The following is a 20,534-nucleotide window of genomic DNA, read 5'->3' on the forward strand; positions in this document are numbered from 1 at the left end:
TGAAGGTCACTGATTGAATAGTGCCACAGCGGCGTTACTCATTGCCTTTATTCCTGTAGGCAGTGCTACTTTATAATCAGGCGCAAATTTACTTGAATGTAACGAGGGCAGTGTTTCGTTATTTTTTATTGCCTTGGCGTACTGCTGTTGGTTAACGCCACCTAGCCAAAATAAGGTGATAGGAATATTTTCGTCGGTGCGCCCGTATAATCCAAAGTCTTCACCGGCCATTACCGCTTCTGTTTCGAGCACGTTTGCATCACCTATCGCACTTTTTATAGCGTTTCGAACAAGGTTAGTTTGTACTGGGTTATTGTAAGTTGATGGAATTGATTCATCTTCATGAACTTTCACTACAGGGTAGAGAGATTCCTCGAGGCCTGCACTTTGTGCTATACCTGCAGTAATACGTTTAATTGCCACTATTTGTGCGTTACGTATATCTGGATTGTAGCTGCGTAGCGTAAGTTGCAACTTAACTTCATCAGAAATAACATTGTGTTTAGAGCCACCATGAATGGAACCCACCGTTATCACTGAAGGCTCAAGTGGAGAAAGCTCACGACTAGTAATTGTTTGTAGTGCAAGTATCGTTCGAGCTGCGATGATCACAGGGTCGATAGTTGTATGCGGGTAAGCACCATGGCCACCTTTGCCTTTTATACTAATATCAACAGAATCAACACTGGCCATAGTGTATTCATTTTTCATTGCCACTTTACCCGCAGCAACGCTAGCGCTTACATGCAAAGCAATAATATGATCTGGTTTAGCGTATTTGTTAAATAATCCTTCCTTGAGCATTGCTTTTGCACCACCGCCTACTTCTTCAGCGGGTTGAGCAACCATCATTAAAGTACCTTGCCACTTATTTTTATGCGTAATTAATTGCTCAGCAGTACCAATAAAAGAGCTCATATGAATATCATGACCACAGCCATGCATAACGCCAACTTCACTACCTTGATCATTAATTGTGGTAATAGTTGATGCGTAAGTTTTGCCTGTTTGCTCTGTTATAGGCAGGCCATCAGTATCAGTTCTGATCATGACGGTAGGGCCTTGACCATTTTTGTAAATTCCGACTACACCATAGCCACCTACATTATCGGTTACGTCAAACCCTAATTTCTGAAGTCGTTCAGCGATTTTTTGACCTGTTTGCTTTTCCTTATATGACAATTCAGGTGATTGATGTAGGTCTAAGTAAAGTTTTTCTATTGCCGGCATGCTGGTATCAAGATCCAACTTAAGTGCTTGCGCATTCAATAATGGGCTGACTAATAAACACAATGCACTTACATACGCTAATTTCATATTTTCCTCACTACCTTCTATTGTATTTAAATGATTTAAACAGATGACTTGTAATTATTATCTTCATCACCATATAAAAACCTAAATAGATGAACATGGCAATAATTCAATGAGCAATATAGTTAGTCTTAACGCACAAAACCTTCAGCAAGTATTGGGTGAAACATCACAACAAAAGTTAGTACTACTTAACTTTTTTTCTCCACAAAGCCCAGAGTGTATTAGCCAAGCAGCTATCTTAGATAAGTTAGCTGCTGAATACAGCAACTATATAGTAGTCGCAAACTTAGACTGCGATGCAGAGCAGGCACTTGCCTCTCAACTTGCCCAACAAGTTGGATTGCAAACTTTACCTACTTTAGTGTTATTAAAAGACTCAGCTCCAGTTGATTTATTAGCGGGTGCTCAAACAGAAAGCCAAGTTCGTGATGCATTATCTAAACATTTACCAGCTCAACAAGACTTATTATTAGAGCAGGCTAAGCAAGCACTGATTAATAGCGACTTAAATGCCGCGTTTACTTATGCCAAACAAGCGTATGAACTTGATAGTCGAAATGCGAGGATTAAATTAGTACTGGCAGATATATGTATACAAATCCACAAACTCGATGAAGCCGCTGCGTTAATAGAAACAATAGATGTAAAAGAGCAAGATGCATACTTTAATAATATTAAGGCAAAATGTGAGGCCGCATTAGAGGCAACCGATTCACCGCAGATAAAAGAACTTCAAGAAAAAGTCGCTAAACATCCAAATGAACTTGATTTGCAAATGCAGCTAAGTAACCTTTTAAATGAAGCGGGAAGGAAAGAAGAGGCATTAGAAGCACTCTTTACTATCCTTAAAAAGGATCTTAACTATGATGAAGCCAAACCAAACTTCTTAGCAATAATCGCCTCTTTACCTGACGGCGATGCATTAGCCGCTAAATATCGCCGCAAGCTCTATAGTATTTTATATTAACGGCTAATTAGAACCTTTATAAAAGCATCTAACTAAAGATGCTTTTTTGTTTTCTACATTCAAAAAGAGGATAAATGCAGGGTTATCCACAGGGTTTTGTGGGTAACATGTGTGTCTAGGTGGGGTATCTTTGGGGTAAAAATTAAATGCAAAAAAGCCTTTAAAAACGCTTGCGTTAAAATCGATTCTCCCTATAATGCGACCCCACTGAGACGGGGAACGCCAACGCATAGCGAGGCACGAGCTAATCAGTGAGTCGAGTAAAACTTAGTTTCGAAAACTTTAAAGTTTAACAAAATTAAGTGTTGACAAAAAAATAGGAAAGCGTAAGATGCGCAGCCCTAGCGAGATAAAGTTTAACGCTTTAATCGCAACGTTCTTTAACAATATAAAGCAATCATCTGTGTGGGCACTCGTACAGATTGAGTTCTAACAGCCAAGCTACTTAGGTAGTGAGGCAAACAAATTTAGAGTCTCAATGTGATTTCTCGAAAGAGAAGCTGAGTGACCAACAGAATAGTTACTTAGGTAATTATTCAGCACAGTCAATTCAATATCGAAAGATATTAAATAAATTCAGAATTCATTGAGCTGTCGAAAGACAAAAAACTTTTTAATTGAAGAGTTTGATCATGGCTCAGATTGAACGCTGGCGGCAGGCCTAACACATGCAAGTCGAGCGGTAACAGAAAGTAGCTTGCTACTTTGCTGACGAGCGGCGGACGGGTGAGTAATGCTTGGGAACATGCCTTGAGGTGGGGGACAACAGTTGGAAACGACTGCTAATACCGCATAATGTCTACGGACCAAAGGGGGCTTCGGCTCTCGCCTTTAGATTGGCCCAAGTGGGATTAGCTAGTTGGTGAGGTAATGGCTCACCAAGGCGACGATCCCTAGCTGGTTTGAGAGGATGATCAGCCACACTGGGACTGAGACACGGCCCAGACTCCTACGGGAGGCAGCAGTGGGGAATATTGCACAATGGGCGCAAGCCTGATGCAGCCATGCCGCGTGTGTGAAGAAGGCCTTCGGGTTGTAAAGCACTTTCAGTCAGGAGGAAAGGTTAGTAGTTAATACCTGCTAGCTGTGACGTTACTGACAGAAGAAGCACCGGCTAACTCCGTGCCAGCAGCCGCGGTAATACGGAGGGTGCGAGCGTTAATCGGAATTACTGGGCGTAAAGCGTACGCAGGCGGTTTGTTAAGCGAGATGTGAAAGCCCCGGGCTCAACCTGGGAACTGCATTTCGAACTGGCAAACTAGAGTGTGATAGAGGGTGGTAGAATTTCAGGTGTAGCGGTGAAATGCGTAGAGATCTGAAGGAATACCGATGGCGAAGGCAGCCACCTGGGTCAACACTGACGCTCATGTACGAAAGCGTGGGGAGCAAACAGGATTAGATACCCTGGTAGTCCACGCCGTAAACGATGTCTACTAGAAGCTCGGAACCTCGGTTCTGTTTTTCAAAGCTAACGCATTAAGTAGACCGCCTGGGGAGTACGGCCGCAAGGTTAAAACTCAAATGAATTGACGGGGGCCCGCACAAGCGGTGGAGCATGTGGTTTAATTCGATGCAACGCGAAGAACCTTACCTACACTTGACATACAGAGAACTTACCAGAGATGGTTTGGTGCCTTCGGGAACTCTGATACAGGTGCTGCATGGCTGTCGTCAGCTCGTGTTGTGAGATGTTGGGTTAAGTCCCGCAACGAGCGCAACCCCTATCCTTAGTTGCTAGCAGGTAATGCTGAGAACTCTAAGGAGACTGCCGGTGATAAACCGGAGGAAGGTGGGGACGACGTCAAGTCATCATGGCCCTTACGTGTAGGGCTACACACGTGCTACAATGGCGCATACAGAGTGCTGCGAACTCGCGAGAGTAAGCGAATCACTTAAAGTGCGTCGTAGTCCGGATTGGAGTCTGCAACTCGACTCCATGAAGTCGGAATCGCTAGTAATCGCGTATCAGAATGACGCGGTGAATACGTTCCCGGGCCTTGTACACACCGCCCGTCACACCATGGGAGTGGGTTGCTCCAGAAGTAGATAGTCTAACCCTCGGGAGGACGTTTACCACGGAGTGATTCATGACTGGGGTGAAGTCGTAACAAGGTAGCCCTAGGGGAACCTGGGGCTGGATCACCTCCTTATACGATTTAGAACTTATTTGTTCGTAGTGTCCACACAGATGATTGTTAGTTAGTTTCACCCTTTGGGTTAACTAATTAATATGCTCTTTAAAAATTTGGAAAAGCTGATAATAAAATTCGTATAAATACATTGTATTTGTACAGAGTTTTCAAAAGTAAAAAAGAATGATAGCAGTATCATTCAGTGCCATTTAATGAACGTTTACGTTTGTTGATTGGTATCTACTTTAGTATTCAATATTAACTTCTGGCGAAGTTAAACTGTCACAAAACAAAGACCCGTTTGGGTTGTATGGTTAAGTGACTAAGCGTACACGGTGGATGCCTTGGCAGTTGGAGGCGATGAAGGACGTATTAACTTGCGATAAGCCTAGTCAAGCTAGTAAAAAGCACTTGAGACTAGGATTTCCGAATGGGGAAACCCACCTGCTTGCAGGTATCGTTAACTGAATACATAGGTTAACGAGGCGAACGCGGAGAACTGAAACATCTAAGTACCCGTAGGAAAAGAAATCAACCGAGATTCCGATAGTAGCGGCGAGCGAAATCGGAACAGCCCTTAAGCTTATTATGTGTTAATGGAAGGCTCTGGAAAGTGCCACGATACAGGGTGATAGTCCCGTACATGAAAACGCATTTTAAGTGAAATCGAGTAGGTCGGAGCACGTGAAACTTTGACTGAATATAGGTGGACCATCATCTAAGGCTAAATACTCCCAACTGACCGATAGTGAACCAGTACCGTGAGGGAAAGGCGAAAAGAACCCCTGTGAGGGGAGTGAAATAGAACCTGAAACCGTGTACGTACAAGCAGTAGGAGCCCACTTGTTGGGTGACTGCGTACCTTTTGTATAATGGGTCAGCGACTTATATTTTGTAGCGAGGTTAACCGATTAGGGTAGCCGTAGGGAAACCGAGTCTTAACTGGGCGAATAGTTGCAAGGTATAGACCCGAAACCCGGTGATCTAGCCATGGGCAGGTTGAAGGTTGAGTAACATCAACTGGAGGACCGAACCCACTAACGTTGAAAAGTTAGGGGATGACCTGTGGTTAGGAGTGAAAGGCTAATCAAACCGGGAGATAGCTGGTTCTCCCCGAAATCTATTTAGGTAGAGCCTCGGACGAATACTTACGGGGGTAGAGCACTGTTAAGGCTAGGGGTCATCCCGACTTACCAACCCTTTGCAAACTCCGAATACCGTAAAGTACTATCCGGGAGACACACGGCGGGTGCTAACGTCCGTCGTGAAGAGGGAAACAACCCAGACCGCCAGCTAAGGTCCCAAAGTCATAGTTAAGTGGGAAACGATGTGGAAAGGCCCAGACAGCCAGGAGGTTGGCTTAGAAGCAGCCATCCTTTAAAGAAAGCGTAATAGCTCACTGGTCGAGTCGGTCTGCGCGGAAGATGTAACGGGGCTAAACTATGCACCGAAGCTGCGGATTCAGAATTTATTCTGAGTGGTAGGGGAGCGTTCTGTAAGCGGTTGAAGGTGTACCGGGAGGTATGCTGGACGTATCAGAAGTGCGAATGCTGACATGAGTAACGATAATGCGGGTGAAAAACCCGCACGCCGGAAGACCAAGGGTTCCTATCCCATGTTAATCAGGGTAGGGTAAGTCGACCCCTAAGGCGAGGCCGAAAGGCGTAGTCGATGGGAAACGGATTAATATTTCCGTACTTGGTATAATTGCGATGGGGGGACGGAGCAGGCTAAGCAAGCATGGCGATGGTAGTCCATGTGAAAGTGTGTAGGCTAGCGACTTAGGTAAATCCGGGTTGCTGTTAGGCTGAGACACGAGACGAGTCACCAAGGTGATGAAGTTGCTGATGCCATACTTCCAGGAAAAGCCTCTAAGCTTCAGATTATACCGAATCGTACCCCAAACCGACACAGGTGGTCAGGTAGAGAATACTAAGGCGCTTGAGAGAACTCGGGTGAAGGAACTAGGCAAAATCGTACCGTAACTTCGGGAGAAGGTACGCTCCGATTGGTGATGGGACTTGCTCCCTAAGCTGATTGGAGCCGCAGTGACCAGGTGGCTGGGACTGTTTATTAAAAACACAGCACTGTGCAAAATCGCAAGATGACGTATACGGTGTGACACCTGCCCGGTGCCGGAAGGTTAATTGATGGGGTTATCTTCGGAGAAGCTCTTGATCGAAGCCCCGGTAAACGGCGGCCGTAACTATAACGGTCCTAAGGTAGCGAAATTCCTTGTCGGGTAAGTTCCGACCTGCACGAATGGTGTAACCATGGCCACGCTGTCTCCACCCGAGACTCAGTGAAATTGAAATCGCAGTGAAGATGCTGTGTACCCGCGGCTAGACGGAAAGACCCCGTGAACCTTTACTACAGCTTGGCACTGAACATTGAACCTACATGTGTAGGATAGGTGGGAGACTTAGAAGCAGAGACGCTAGTTTTTGTGGAGTCGTCCTTGAAATACCACCCTTGTAGTTTTGATGTTCTAACGTTGGCCCCTGAATCGGGGTTACGGACAGTGCCTGGTGGGTAGTTTGACTGGGGCGGTCTCCTCCCAAAGAGTAACGGAGGAGCACGAAGGTTGGCTAAGTACGGTCGGACATCGTACGGTTAGTGTAATGGTAGAAGCCAGCTTAACTGCGAGACAGACACGTCGAGCAGGTACGAAAGTAGGTCATAGTGATCCGGTGGTTCTGAATGGAAGGGCCATCGCTCAACGGATAAAAGGTACTCCGGGGATAACAGGCTGATACCGCCCAAGAGTTCATATCGACGGCGGTGTTTGGCACCTCGATGTCGGCTCATCACATCCTGGGGCTGAAGTCGGTCCCAAGGGTATGGCTGTTCGCCATTTAAAGTGGTACGCGAGCTGGGTTTAGAACGTCGTGAGACAGTTCGGTCCCTATCTGCCGTGGGCGTTTGAGAATTGAGAGGGGTTGCTCCTAGTACGAGAGGACCGGAGTGAACGAACCGCTGGTGTTCGGGTTGTCATGCCAATGGCATTGCCCGGTAGCTACGTTCGGAACTGATAAGCGCTGAAAGCATCTAAGCGCGAAGCAGGCCTCGAGATGAGTTCTCACTAGACTTTTAAAGTCTCTGAAGGGCCGTTGAAGACTACAACGTTGATAGGCAAGATGTGGAAGTGGTGTGAGCCATTAAGCTAACTTGTACTAATTACCCGTGAGGCTTAACCATACAACGCCAAACGCGTTTTATGTGATAGTTGAAAGCGCAAGAAGTTAATCTAACTAAAGTAGATACTTGAAGACTTTATTATCAGAAATTCCAAATTTTAGTTAGTGCGTAGTAATACGAACTGACACCAAATTTGCTTGGTGACAATAGCGTTTTGGACCCACCTGACCCCATGCCGAACTCAGTAGTGAAACGAAACAGCGCCGATGATAGTGTAGCATTTGCTATGTGAAAGTAGGACATTACCAGGCTCCAAATTTAGTCGAAAGACTTTAAATTTAAAAATAAATAATAAGAAAATTGAAAAGAATTTTCTTGGTGACAATAGCGTTTTGGACCCACCTGACCCCATGCCGAACTCAGTAGTGAAACGAAACAGCGCCAATGATAGTGTAGCATTTGCTATGTGAAAGTAGGACATTACCAGGATCCAAATAAGAGAAACCCGTTACAGCGATGTAACGGGTTTTTTGCTGTCTGGGATTTAATAAATAGCCAAGAGCCCATGCCGAACTCAGTGGTGGCCGTTCTCGTATATCCTGTGCTCCACGGCATTCGTATTCCTAAACAGCTCGAAGGCGAGCCCCGCAAAAGGCCGCCCCGACACAATGATAGTGTCGCATTTGCTATGTGACTTTCTACTGCTGTGGGCACCATGACATTACCAGGATCCAAATAAGAGAAACCCGTTACAGCGATGTGACGGGTTTTTTGCTGTCTGGGATTTAATAAATAGCCAAGAGCCCATGCCGAACTCAGTGGTGGCCTTTCTCGTACATCCTGTGCTCCACGGCATTCGTATTCCTAAACAGCTCAAAGGCGAGCCCCGCACAAGGCCGCCCCGACACAATGATAGTGTCGCATTTGCTATGTGATTTTCTACCGCTGTGGGCACCATGACATTACCAGGATCCAATTAAAGAAACCCGTTACAGCAATGTAACGGGTTTTTGTTGTTTGAGATAAAGAAAAACATCAAGCCAAGACTGTATATGGAACTTAGTAGTGGCCGCTCTTGCATATCTTGTGCTCCATGGCATTCGTATTCCTATACATCAAACAAAACAGCTTGGAACTAAACAAAAAAGTGGGATGTTCTATTGTATTGTCGCTATAAATTAGCGCACTGGCTCCAAATAACAGAACCACGTTACAGCAAAATGCTGGTTTTTTATTGTTTTAAATTTGAAGATGAATTACGCAATATCTTAAAAAAAGAGACTGCCAGCCAATCTCATCATGTATATGCTTCCTATCAGATTACTAATAACTTATAGACTTAACATTCTCATGCAGTTATAGATCCTACGTGTTAAAATTTGATTTTAACTTTGCATATTATTGAGGTGTCTATTGCCAACCAGTGATTATCAACGAGTGCTAAATGAGATAACTCAAGAGGTTAAACCTTTATTGAGCCAAGGTAAGGTTGCTGATTATATCCCTGCTCTTGCTGAAGTTGATCTTGAGCAGTTTTCTATTGCCATTTACACCACTGAGGGGGAGATATTTTGCGCGGGTGATTGTGAACAGCGTTTTACTATTCAATCTGTTTCTAAAGTAATGACTCTTACATTAGCGCTGCAACGTTATGGCGATGAACTATGGAGTAGAGTGGGTAAAGAGCCCTCTGGAACAGCATTTAATTCACTGACACAGCTTGAGTTTGAAAAAGGCATACCCCGTAACCCATTTATTAATGCGGGTGCCATAGTTACCTGTGATGCTTTATATAGTCGTTTATCAGCACCCATGCACTCTATGCTGGAAACATTTCGCGATTTATCTGGTAATCGAAGTATCGTAATAGATAAACAAGTGGCTAATTCAGAGTATGAGTTTAGGCATCGAAATGCGGCAATGGCACACTTAATGAAATCATTCGGTAACTTTGAAAATGAAGTTGATGATGTGCTGTGGTCATACTTTAATTTTTGTGCCATAGAACTTAATTGTATCGAACTTGCTAAGGCGTACAATTTTTTAGCTAATAAAGGGATAGATTACAGTTCTTCTAAACGAGTGCTTTCTAGTCGTCAGAATAAGCAACTAAATTCGTTGTTATTTACCAGTGGTTTATATGATGCGGCGGGTGATTTTGGTTATCGAGTAGGAATGCCGGGCAAATCAGGTGTTTCTGGCACTATATTGGCGGTGTTACCGAATAGATTTACTGTGGCAGTGTACTCCCCAGGATTAAACTCTTTTGGTAATTCAGTCGCAGGAATAGCAGCATTAGAGCTGCTATCTAAAAAGCTTGATATATCGATATTTTAAATACGCTTAGTGCATTGGGATTTTATTGATCCCAATACACTTGCTCTAAGCAATCTTCGCGCTCTGGTAAGCCACGTGATAAGCGTGGAGAATGCTGAACCAGTACTTCGTAACTTGCACGGTTGGCGTATTTACTAATTTGAGCGAGCGAAGAGTAGGTAATCGCTTGTTGCTGATGTTTTGCTGAATTAGCAACGTTCAACTTATGATAAACATTCGCTGATAAGTCATGCAATACAGCGGCTAAAGCACAATCACCAGCGCCGTTGGTATTTTTAATCGAGTCAGGCCCGCCCATAAACGGAGCAGTATGACTATATGCCTTTATTGGGTTTTCACAGTCAACTTTACGCATTGCACGTGAAAACTCATAACGATTAAAGTCAGGGATAGCACCAGGCAAAAGTGGATACTCTGTTTCGCGTTTGAAACTGTCATCAACAAAACCGGCCATAAATAAGCCTTTTTCACCGGCAGTACAAATTACTAAATCAACCCAGTCTAATGCTTTGTCGGCAGCTAGTAATGGATCTTCAAATCCAGTAATTGCTTGGCCTTCTTCTTCGTTCATAGCAAGGATATCAACATGCTTTTCTACAAAGTTAGCCCACCATGTCGGATCCTGCTCGATAAGAAACTTAGTACCGAGTGTTAATACAACCGGTACATCTGCATCGTTAGCATACTTGATTGCTTGCATGGTCGCTTCGGTCATGGTTTCATCGCCTTGAGTACGCATTAAATAAGCGCTAATCACTAATGCCGATGAGCCTTCGATTAGCTCTTTATCAATTGACTCAGGCTTTAGATAATTCATTAGGCCAGCACTAATGGCAAAGGTGCGTTCACCCGTTTCATCAATCAATGTGAAACAGCGGCCTATAGGACCATCTACAGGCTGTAAGTAGTCTAAGTCTACGCGACTTGAGTTATTACATAAAAAGCGATAAGCATAACTGCCTATTTTTATGTTTTCACTCATTACACCTAATAGCACCGAACGGTCATCAGCAAGTACGGAATAGTTGTGCATCGTGTTGCCAACGGTTCCGCCTGCGAATTCGTAATCGACCATGTCGTTTAGTTTTAAGCGATCGTATAAAGCATTGGTGATGTCATTATCTATAACTTGCGACATCCCTCGGCGCAATTGAAATTCATCGAGAAAAGCTTGGTCAACCTTAGCTTCTATATCAACAACGATTTGATCGATCCCCGTAATATAGCTGCGGTGTAATCGCTCAGTGGCGTTAAGTTGATTGGTCAGTGGATCTTTGGCTTCCACTGGAAAATAATGTTTATGCCTGCGGCGTCCAGGAAATTTCATTTGCTACCCGTGTTGTGAGCTAAATAAAAAAAGCGAGAGATTATAGCGTAAATCCCGCCTTATGGGCCATGGTAAACCACTTAAATTTGTTTTATTTTTGCAATAAAGTGATCAATTACGCATTTTTTTACGGTAAGTTGGTATAATTACGGCATAAAAAATAGTTAAGTAATAATCATGACAGAGCCATTTGACGACCAATATTGGATGGAACAAGCCCTTGTGTATGCAAAACAAGCAGAGCAACTCGATGAGATCCCGGTAGGCGCCATTATTGTCAAAAATAATCAGCTTATAAGCGCGGGTTATAATCGCTCAATTACCGATAATGACCCATCTGCCCACGCTGAGATGATAGCGGTAAGAGAAGCCGGAAAAGTGCTTAACAACTATCGCTTAATTGACTGCACTTTGTATGTCACGTTAGAGCCTTGCTCTATGTGTGCAGGTCTGTTAGTGCACAGCCGAATTAAACGTTTAGTATTTGGTGCAGCCGATGCTAAAACGGGTTCTGCTGGTTCTATTATGAACTTGTTGCAAGAACCTCGTTTAAACCATCAAGTAGAAATAACGGGTGGGGTTTTAGAGACACAATGTGCTGAGACTATTTCTAGTTTTTTTAAGCGTCGCCGAGCACAAATTAAAGCCGCAAAGCTAGCCGCTCGCAACCTTAACAACGATTAGTCTGCAGCTGCTATTAAGGCGTCTAGCTCAGCCATTTGCTGCATAGCAAACATACGACGGCGCCAAATTATCTTTTTATGTAAGTTTCTTAACATCACTCGACGACGAGTGGCAGTTGAGTGTTTTATACAACGTTTAAGCTGATGTGTACGTCTACGTTTAAGCATTACTTATCCTTATGTGCTTGGTGATGACACAGATTTTAATACAATTGAGCCAGATTATTGAATAATTGATTGCAAGTAAACAACTATTTGCTTTTCTAACATGTAGCTAATATAGCGCGAAATTTTCATAGCGCTTTTATTTTTCTTTTTCTACGCCATCACTAATACGTTGATTTGCATCACCTGGTTTAATGCTTTTATCTTTTGTTTCTTTTTCTTTTTCTTTTTCTTTTTCAGTTTCGGAAGTTGGCGGTATAGTTGCCATTGCATTATTTTCATCTAGCCAAACAAGCGCATCGTAATAGCGACGAATATTATCAACATAAGTCACAGCCACATCACCGCGAGCATAGCCATAGCGTGTGTTACGGTAGTGACGTTTTTTTACTAGTAATGGTAAGCGCTTTTTAACGTCAGCCCATTTATCAGGGCTAGCTCCCTGTTGTTCGGTAATTATGCGGGCATCATTAACGTGCCCCCAACCAACATTATAAGCGGCAAGTGCAAGCCAAGTACGATCAGGCTGCGGGATTCTATCTGGTATACGCTTAATTAATTTAGCTAAGTATTTTGCACCGCCACGTATGTTTTGTTCTGGCTCTAAGCGGTTAGTAACACCGACTTGTTTTGCTGTGCGCCTTGTTAGCATCATAATTCCACGCACACCTGTTGGCGATTTAGCTCGAGGGTTCCACATCGACTCTTGGTAACTCAATGCAGCAAGTAAGCGCCAATCAAGGCTACCTGCATATTGTATAAACCAAGGCTGATATTTAGGCAGTGTCTCTTTTATTGCATCTATGTAGGCTAAGGTATTAACGTAATTAAACTGACGGACATGGCCAAAGTACTTCTCTTCAAGTACATAAAGTTGATTGTTTTGTTTTGCTTCACCAAAAAAAGGAACTAGCAATGCGTACAATGAGTCATCATTCGACTTTCTTAGTATCCATGCAATTGAATCATTACGGGTAACTGAAAAGCCAATACTCAAGTTAGGGTGATAGCGCCTAAACAACGCTAATGTATGTGAATCCGCTAAGGTGTAATCTATTTCCCCATCAATAACGGCTTGTAATAACTCTTCTTCATCAAACTCTTCGGTTTCACTCCAAGTTAAATCTGGGTTGTTTTGTTTTATTTCTTCTAATGTTAATGAATGACTACTTTTAGCGATAACGGTGAAGTTTCCGGTTAAATCATCAAAATCACGAGGGCGTTCACGCCCTTGTTTAAAAACTAATTTTTGACTTATCGTTCTGTAAGTTGGGCCATAGCGGTAACGTTTGGCGCGCGCCTTGTTAAAAGTAAGCCCAGAGGCAATTAAATCGAGATCGCCACTATCTAAGCGCGCAAACATATCGGATAAATTAAAAAAGGGCACAATTTCAAGCTCTACCCCAAGGTAGTCGGCGAATGCTTGAGAGAGTTCAAATTCAAAGCCTTGTTCTCCTTGAACAGCTTGATAATAATTACTTGCACTGGCAAGTGTACCAACGCGAATTTTATTTTCTGATTTAATTTGGGCGAGCTGTGTTGACTGCTCTTGTGTGTTACAGGCACACAAAAGGATGACTAACGTAATGATTGTTATTAGCTTTATCTTCAACATATTCGCCTCTTTAGCATCGTATCTCCTGTTATAACAAAACTTACTGATTACGTCACTTACCGTTTAATCGCAGCCAGTAAAAAATAGGTGTAAACAAAAAGAAAAAGTTAATTTAATGAAAAGCGCATTTTTGAGTTAAATCTGAGAGTAATTTGGACTATAATACGCGCCTAAAATATCGTTCAATCCCTAACCCCGGGTGAAATTACTTATGTTGATCCTTCGTGGTGCACCAGCACTTTCAGAGTTCAGAGTTAATAAAATTTTAGCGCGTTGCCAACAATTGCAACTTCCTGTCACCAATGTATATGCCGAATACGCTCACTTTGCCGATTTAACATCGCCATTAAACAATGATGAGCAAACCAAACTTGAGAAGTTATTAACCTATGGACCAACAATTGCTGAGCATGCGCCAGCGGGTCAGTTGGTATTAGTAACGCCTCGCCCTGGTACTATTTCGCCATGGGCTTCAAAAGCGACTGATATCGCTCATAACTGTGGGCTTAAGCAAGTTCATCGCGTAGAGCGAGGAATAGCATATTATGTTGAGGGTGATTTAAGCACCGATCAGCTTACACAGGTTACAGCGCTTCTTCATGACCGCATGACTGAAGCTACTCACAGCAAATTAGAAGATGCAGCGCAGTTATTTCGCAGCGATGCGCCACGCCCAATGTCATCAGTTGATATTTTAGGTGGCGGCCGCGAAGCATTAGCCGTAGCCAATATAGAGCAAGGGTTTGCACTTGCTGATGATGAAATTGACTACTTAGTAGAAAACTTCATCAAGTTAGGGCGCAATCCTAACGACATCGAATTATTCATGTTTGCACAAGCAAACTCAGAGCATTGTCGTCATAAAATATTTAATGCTGATTGGACTATCGATGGTATTGAACAGCCAAAGTCGCTGTTTAAAATGATTAAAAATACCTTTGAGCACAATCCTGAAAATGTATTGTCTGCTTATAAAGATAATGCAGCCGTAATGAAAGGCTCAAAGGCGGGTCGCTTCTTCCCGAATGCGCAAGGTGAATATGCGTATCATCAAGAAGACATTGAAATCTTAATGAAAGTTGAAACCCATAACCACCCAACAGCAATAGCTCCTTTCTCTGGTGCGGCGACTGGGTCGGGTGGTGAGATTCGTGATGAAGGCGCAACCGGTCGAGGCTCTAAGCCAAAGGCGGGTTTGGTAGGTTTTACTGTATCTAATTTACGTATTCCAGGTTTTGAACAGCCTTGGGAGAGTGATTTTGGTAAGCCTGGCCGTATTGTTAATGCCCTAGACATTATGACTGAAGGCCCATTAGGTGGTGCTGCGTTTAATAATGAGTTTGGCCGTCCTAACCTTTTAGGTTATTTCCGTACTTACGAAGAAAAAGTAACGAGTCACAATGGTGAAGAGGTACGTGGTTACCACAAGCCAATTATGCTTGCCGGTGGTCTAGGTAATATTCGTGCTGATCATGTTCAAAAAGGCGATATTCCAGTAGGCGCAAAATTGATTGCGCTTGGCGGCCCTGCAATGAACATTGGTTTAGGCGGTGGTGCTGCATCTAGCATGGCATCGGGTCAATCAAACGAAGATTTAGACTTTGCTTCTGTTCAACGTGAAAACCCAGAAATGGAACGTCGTTGTCAAGAAGTGATCGACAAATGTTGGCAGCTAGGTGATGCAAACCCTATTGCGTTTATACACGATGTGGGCGCCGGTGGTTTATCAAATGCATTCCCTGAGCTTGTAGATGATGGTGGCCGTGGTGGTAAATTCCAACTACGTGATATCCCTAATGATGAGCCGGGCATGGCACCACACGAAATTTGGTGTAATGAATCGCAAGAGCGCTATGTGCTTGCTGTGGGCGTTGAAGATTTTGCACGCTTTGAAGCAATTTGTAAGCGTGAGCGCGCACAATATGCAGTTATTGGTGAAGCGACAGAAGAGCGTCATTTAACGGTTGCCGATAGTCATTTTGATAACAGCCCTGTAGATTTACCACTGGATGTATTACTAGGTAAAGCACCTAAAATGCATCGTGATGTTACTTCGCAACAAGTAGTAGGCACTGCATTAAATGTAGAGGCAATTAATCCTGCGGATGCAGCGCAGCGTTTATTACGTTTACCAACCATTGCAGAAAAAACCTTCCTGATTACTATTGGCGATCGCTCTGTAACTGGTTTAGTAGCGCGCGATCAAATGGTAGGCCCATGGCAAGTGCCTGTGGCTAACTGTGCAGTTACCGCAGCAACGTACGATACCTACCACGGTGAAGCTATGTCACTAGGTGAACGTACTCCAGCTGCATTACTTAATTATGGCGCCTCAGCACGTTTGGCTGTGGCCGAGTCTCTTACAAACATTGCTGGTGCTAATATTGGTAGCCTTGAGAACATTAAGTTATCTGCAAATTGGATGGCGGCTGCGGGTCACCCTGGCGAAGACGCAGGTTTATATGAAGCAGTAAAAGCTGTTGGTGAAGAGTTATGTCCAGCACTTGGTTTAACTATACCTGTAGGTAAAGACTCGATGTCGATGAAAACGACATGGAAAAATGAAGATGATACAACTGAGCAATCAGTAACATCGCCTTTATCACTGATTATTACAGCCTTTGGCCGTGTTGACGATGTACGTAAAACGGTGACTCCACAGCTGCGCACTGATAAGGGCGACACTTCGCTTATTTTAGTTGATTTAGGTGCGGGTAAAAACCGACTGGGCGCATCAAGCCTTGCACAAGTTTATAAGCAGCTTGGTGATGTTACTCCAGATGTAGACAGCCCTGAGTTACTAAAAGGCTTTTACAATGCTATGCAGGCGCTAGTGGCTGATAGCAAGCTACTTGCGTATCACGATCGTTCAGACGGTGGCTTGTTTACTACTATCGCTGAAATGGCGTTTACCGGACATACCGGTGTAACCGTAGATTTAGCGACTTTGACAGGCTCTGATATTGAAGCGCTTTATAACGAAGAGTTAGGTGCTGTAATTCAAGTAGCAAACAGTGATTTAGATGCTGTAAAAGCTGTATTTGAGCAGCATGGTGTTGCCGCAATTAGCCATGTGATTGGCTCGCTTAATAATGACGATAACATTGTATTTAATCGTGGTGAGCAAACAGTACTTAATCATACTCGTACTGAGCTTCGTACAATTTGGGCCGAAACAACCTATCAGATGCAAGCGCGTCGTGATAACCCTGAGTGTGCTAAGCAAGAGTTTGACGCTAAATTTGATGCAAAAGACCCAGGCTTAAACGTTAAACTTAACTTTGACTTAAACGAAGATATTGCTGCACCGTACATTGCGACAGGTGCTAAGCCACAAATGGCTATTTTACGTGAGCAGGGCGTTAACTCGCACCTAGAAATGGCTGCTGCGTTTAACCGTGCTGGTTTTGCTGCGGTAGATGTTCACATGAGTGATATTTTAGAAGGTCGTTTAACGCTTGAACAGTTTAAAGGTTTAGTGGCGTGTGGTGGCTTCTCTTACGGTGACGTATTAGGCGCCGGTGAAGGCTGGGCTAAGTCAATATTGTTTAACGATATGGCACGCGATCAGTTCCAAAGCTTCTTCCATCGTGAAGATACCTTTAGCTTAGGTGTATGTAACGGTTGTCAGATGCTATCAACATTAAAAGAGTTGATCCCAGGTACTGAGCATTGGCCACGCTTTGTAACGAACAAGTCAGAGCGTTTTGAAGCACGCTTTAGCTTAGTTGAAATACAAGAGAATCCATCGGTATTCTTTAATGGTATGGCGGGCTCGCGGATGCCAATTGCGGTATCTCATGGTGAAGGCCATGCAGAGTTTGCAAACGACGCAGCAACAAAAGCAGCGCTTGCAAGTGGTACTGTAGCGGTTAAATTTGTTGATAACTACGGCAACCCTACAACGCAATACCCAGCGAACCCGAACGGCTCGCCAGAAGGTATCACAGGTATTACATCAACAGATGGCCGTGCAACTGTAATGATGCCACACCCAGAGCGTGTATTTCGTACTGTTGCTAACTCTTGGCACCCAGATGAGTGGAAAGAGGATAGCCCATGGATGCGTATGTTCCGTAATGCGCGTAAAAATGTAGGTTAATATACACACTAGATTCATGATCTGGATGTAAAATAAAAAAGGCTGCCTTGTGCAGCCTTTTTTGATTATAGTGATTAAAAAACATGTAAGGATAATATGTTTAAGCGCATTGGTTTAATTGTTGGCACTCTTTTACTGAGTCTATTATTACTCGGGTATGTATTTCGCTTGCCTTTACTACAATGGGCCATTGCCCCTGAACTTAAAAAAGCAGGTGTCACATTAAGCTGCCTCGATTTTTCAATTACCTCAAAGTTAAATATACATGCCGATACTGTGTGTTTAAATTACCAAAACCAACAATTACAACTTTCTGATATTACAGCGAGTACAAAGCATGTCAGTGTTCAAAGTGCAATATTAACGCTCAATCCATTACCTAAAAGTGATAACGCTAATCAACCGGCTAAACAGCTTGAGATAGCGCTACCTTCAAATCGCCCACTCATTAATATTAAACAGCTTGTAGTAAACAGTAATCAGCTCAATAAACCATTAAAATTTAGTGTATTAGAACCTGCGCTAAATCAATTTAATGTAACGGGCGATATAAATGCGAGTGCGATTTTAACCACCAATAAAATAAGTGGTCAGCTAGCAGTTGATGACATTTTGTTAAAACAGGTAATAAACACTAAAAACACCTTACTCGATGCTGTTAACTTTAATACTCAACAAGTGTTTAGTTTTGACGGGATTGAGCTTAAGTTGAACGGGGGGATTAGCGCTCAATTTGCTCATACGTTTGATCAATGCCAATTTAATTTATTAACCACTGGCCAGATGGCTACTCGCTTTAATTTAAATAACCAAGCGTTAATCCTAGATACCGGTTCACTTAATAACAAAATTAATTTAAGCCCTCGCTGTACTGAGTTAATTCCACCAAGTAAGTACGCAGATTTTGTAAGCAAACAAGTTGCTTTAAATTGGCAGGTTAAGCTTTCTCAAGCTCTTCGCATAGAACAAGGGGAGCTGAGTATTCCAGTAATCAATTTGATGAGTGAAGGTAATAAACACTTTGATATTTTAATAACAGATACCGCCCTCACTATTAACGCTTTGCTTGATAATATTCAGGCAAAGGTGTCTGCTCAAATAAACACGCCAGATATAAACAGCATTAATATAAGCGCTCAGTTAAATGGTACTAAAGTTAAAGGTGATTACAACGTTGAGCTTGAAAGGCTACCCGCATTTATCCCTGTTACTGCTAATGCGCTTAATTTCAGTGGTTACTTTGAATTAAGTGAATTTATTGACTCAAAACCCATCGGGTACGCACAGAGTAAATTTTCCGTTGCTAGCTTTGAAGCTTTTGATGTAAAAGCAGTGCACTATCAAGGTAGTTTAACCGCGAAAATGGATAAACAATTAAATGCAGAAATTACATTAACTAATCAGTTAAAAAATGCGGCATATAAAGAATTTAAACTTACCAATATAAATAATAGTCTCACGGCAAAAGCAAACCTAGGTGTAGGTGAGTTATTTGCTCATTTAACTGCGAAAACGCAAATTAAGGCTCTTAATAGCGCTGATATAAGACTGCATAATATAAAAATAGACTCGAGTGGATTACAAAGCCGTGCACTTAAAGCGTCGCACCATGCGTTTATAGATGATATTGAGTTGGTGGTAAATCATCATATATCGTCACAGGCACATCCGTTTGAGGTGATTGTGCCAGCGCAAAGTGTGTTGCCATTAAACACCTTTATTAATCAGTTTTATCCACTTGCTAAGCTGACAAAAGGTACTTTTAACGGCAATATTAGTGGCGATGTCAATTTACAAAGGGCATCCATTGATATAGATACTCGCCAATTAAGTGGACTTTATAATGACTACCTTGCAAGTGATTTTAGTAGTGTATTTAGCGGGGAATTTAATTCAGGTAGGCTTAATGTAAAACCCACTACCTTTCATTTAAATGAGTTTAGAGCGGGCGCAGTTATCAAAGGCCTTAAAGGGCAATGGCTCGTCAATAACAATAATGTGCTTGTTAGTAATGTTGAAGGTAATGTGCTTGGCGGTACATTTTTATTAGATAACTATACGCTTGGACAAGAAACCCAAGTTAGCACTGTAACGTTTAATAATATTGATGCAAGTAAGCTGATCACCCTTGATGATAAGTCGGGTATTACTTTAACAGGGCGTTTGGCTGGTACACTGCCGGTGAGCGTTAATAAAAATGGTGTGCACATTAGCCAAGGCAGTCTGTTTAGTCAAGGCGAGGGCAATTTAAAAATTAGCAATAATGCTGCATTTGATTCTGTGATGCAGCAACAGCAAGAGTTGCAACCTGTACTGGGGTTATTGACTGATTTAGATATTCAAAAGCTTAATAGCAGCGTTGTACTTAAAAATGATGGTTGGTTAAAGCTTGGAGTTAATTTACAAGGTTATAATCAGCAAGCGCAGCAGCAAGTTAACTTTAATTACAACCATGAAGAAAACATATTTACGCTTTTACGGGCACTGCGTTTAAGTGATGAAATTACACAAAAAGTTGAGCAACAATTTTCACAAAAAGGAAATGGGCAATGAGACCGTCGTTATCGATAAAAGTGCTGCTCGCGTTAGCAGCAATATCAGCACTAAGTGCGTGCATGCATCGTGTTGAGGTGTCGGCTAAAGAGCCAATCACTATTAATTTAAATGTTAAGGTTGATCATGAAATTCGTGTCAAAGTAGATAAAGAGCTCGATAATTTATTTAGCGATGACAGTGAGTTATTTTAAGGAG

Annotated in this window: 10 protein-coding genes and 4 rRNA genes; 10 read left to right on the forward strand and 4 right to left on the reverse strand. The window is 42.8% G+C overall.

What is annotated here, in order from left to right; translation table 11 throughout:
* Positions 1-6 precede the first annotated feature (6 nt).
* Positions 7-1,317 (reverse strand): M20 metallopeptidase family protein, encoded by a 1,311-nt coding sequence (locus tag KK487_RS03685; protein WP_024601515.1) that lies wholly within the window; start codon positions 1,315-1,317, stop codon positions 7-9.
* A 109-nt stretch (positions 1,318-1,426) separates the two neighbouring features.
* On the opposite strand from KK487_RS03685, the gene KK487_RS03690 reads away from it, so the two are divergent.
* From KK487_RS03690 to glsB, 6 genes are all read left to right on the forward strand, one after another.
* Positions 1,427-2,284, forward strand: a complete 858-nt coding sequence (locus tag KK487_RS03690) for a tetratricopeptide repeat protein (RefSeq protein WP_128583393.1) — start codon at positions 1,427-1,429, stop codon at positions 2,282-2,284.
* Between the two features lie 614 nt (positions 2,285-2,898).
* Positions 2,899-4,434, forward strand: a 16S ribosomal RNA gene (locus KK487_RS03695).
* Between the two features lie 294 nt (positions 4,435-4,728).
* Positions 4,729-7,614 (forward strand): 23S ribosomal RNA (locus tag KK487_RS03700).
* Between the two features lie 136 nt (positions 7,615-7,750).
* Positions 7,751-7,865, forward strand: a 5S ribosomal RNA gene (gene rrf / locus KK487_RS03705).
* Positions 7,866-7,928: 63 nt separating this feature from the next.
* Positions 7,929-8,043: ribosomal RNA gene (rrf, locus tag KK487_RS03710) — 5S ribosomal RNA — on the forward strand.
* Together the 16S, 23S and 5S rRNA genes form the textbook arrangement of a ribosomal RNA operon.
* A gap of 924 nt (positions 8,044-8,967) precedes the next feature.
* Entirely contained in the window at positions 8,968-9,891 is a 924-nt protein-coding gene (glsB, locus tag KK487_RS03715; protein WP_028835530.1) for a glutaminase B, read from the forward strand.
* Positions 9,892-9,913: 22 nt separating this feature from the next.
* Here the strand turns inward: glsB and KK487_RS03720 are convergent, their stop codons facing one another.
* Positions 9,914-11,218, reverse strand: coding sequence for an inosine/guanosine kinase (locus KK487_RS03720; RefSeq protein ID WP_013464270.1), 1,305 nt, complete (start codon positions 11,216-11,218; stop codon positions 9,914-9,916).
* Between the two features lie 177 nt (positions 11,219-11,395).
* Between KK487_RS03720 and tadA the strand changes: the two genes are divergently transcribed.
* On the forward strand, positions 11,396-11,902 hold the full coding sequence (gene tadA / locus KK487_RS03725) for a tRNA adenosine(34) deaminase TadA (protein ID WP_010390967.1): 507 nt from the start codon (positions 11,396-11,398) through the stop codon (positions 11,900-11,902).
* On the opposite strand, the gene KK487_RS03730 is transcribed toward tadA, so the two are convergent.
* Both KK487_RS03730 and mltF read right to left on the reverse strand, forming a co-directional pair.
* Entirely contained in the window at positions 11,899-12,069 is a 171-nt protein-coding gene (locus KK487_RS03730; RefSeq protein ID WP_008468235.1) for a hypothetical protein, read from the reverse strand. The two genes, tadA and KK487_RS03730, sit on opposite strands and share 4 nt — an antisense overlap.
* 136 nt (positions 12,070-12,205) lie before the next feature.
* Complete coding sequence (gene mltF / locus KK487_RS03735; RefSeq protein WP_128583461.1) at positions 12,206-13,681, reverse strand: membrane-bound lytic murein transglycosylase MltF; 1,476 nt, start codon at positions 13,679-13,681, stop codon at positions 12,206-12,208.
* A gap of 211 nt (positions 13,682-13,892) precedes the next feature.
* Between mltF and purL the strand changes: the two genes are divergently transcribed.
* From purL to KK487_RS03750, 3 genes are all read left to right on the forward strand, one after another.
* The gene (gene purL / locus KK487_RS03740; protein WP_128583462.1) at positions 13,893-17,783 is read left to right on the forward strand and encodes a phosphoribosylformylglycinamidine synthase; all 3,891 of its coding nucleotides are present in this window, start codon (positions 13,893-13,895) and stop codon (positions 17,781-17,783) included.
* A gap of 96 nt (positions 17,784-17,879) precedes the next feature.
* A complete protein-coding gene (locus KK487_RS03745; RefSeq protein ID WP_013464274.1) occupies positions 17,880-20,336 on the forward strand; it encodes an intermembrane phospholipid transport YdbH family protein in 2,457 nt (818 codons plus the stop codon).
* On the forward strand, positions 20,333-20,530 hold the full coding sequence (locus KK487_RS03750) for a YnbE family lipoprotein (RefSeq protein ID WP_013464275.1): 198 nt from the start codon (positions 20,333-20,335) through the stop codon (positions 20,528-20,530). The genes KK487_RS03745 and KK487_RS03750 overlap by 4 nt, the downstream gene beginning before the upstream one ends.
* Positions 20,531-20,534 lie beyond the last annotated feature (4 nt).

The sequence above is a fragment of the Pseudoalteromonas sp. SiA1 genome (assembly GCF_018732205.1).
Lineage (GTDB): Bacteria > Pseudomonadota > Gammaproteobacteria > Enterobacterales > Alteromonadaceae > Pseudoalteromonas > Pseudoalteromonas tetraodonis.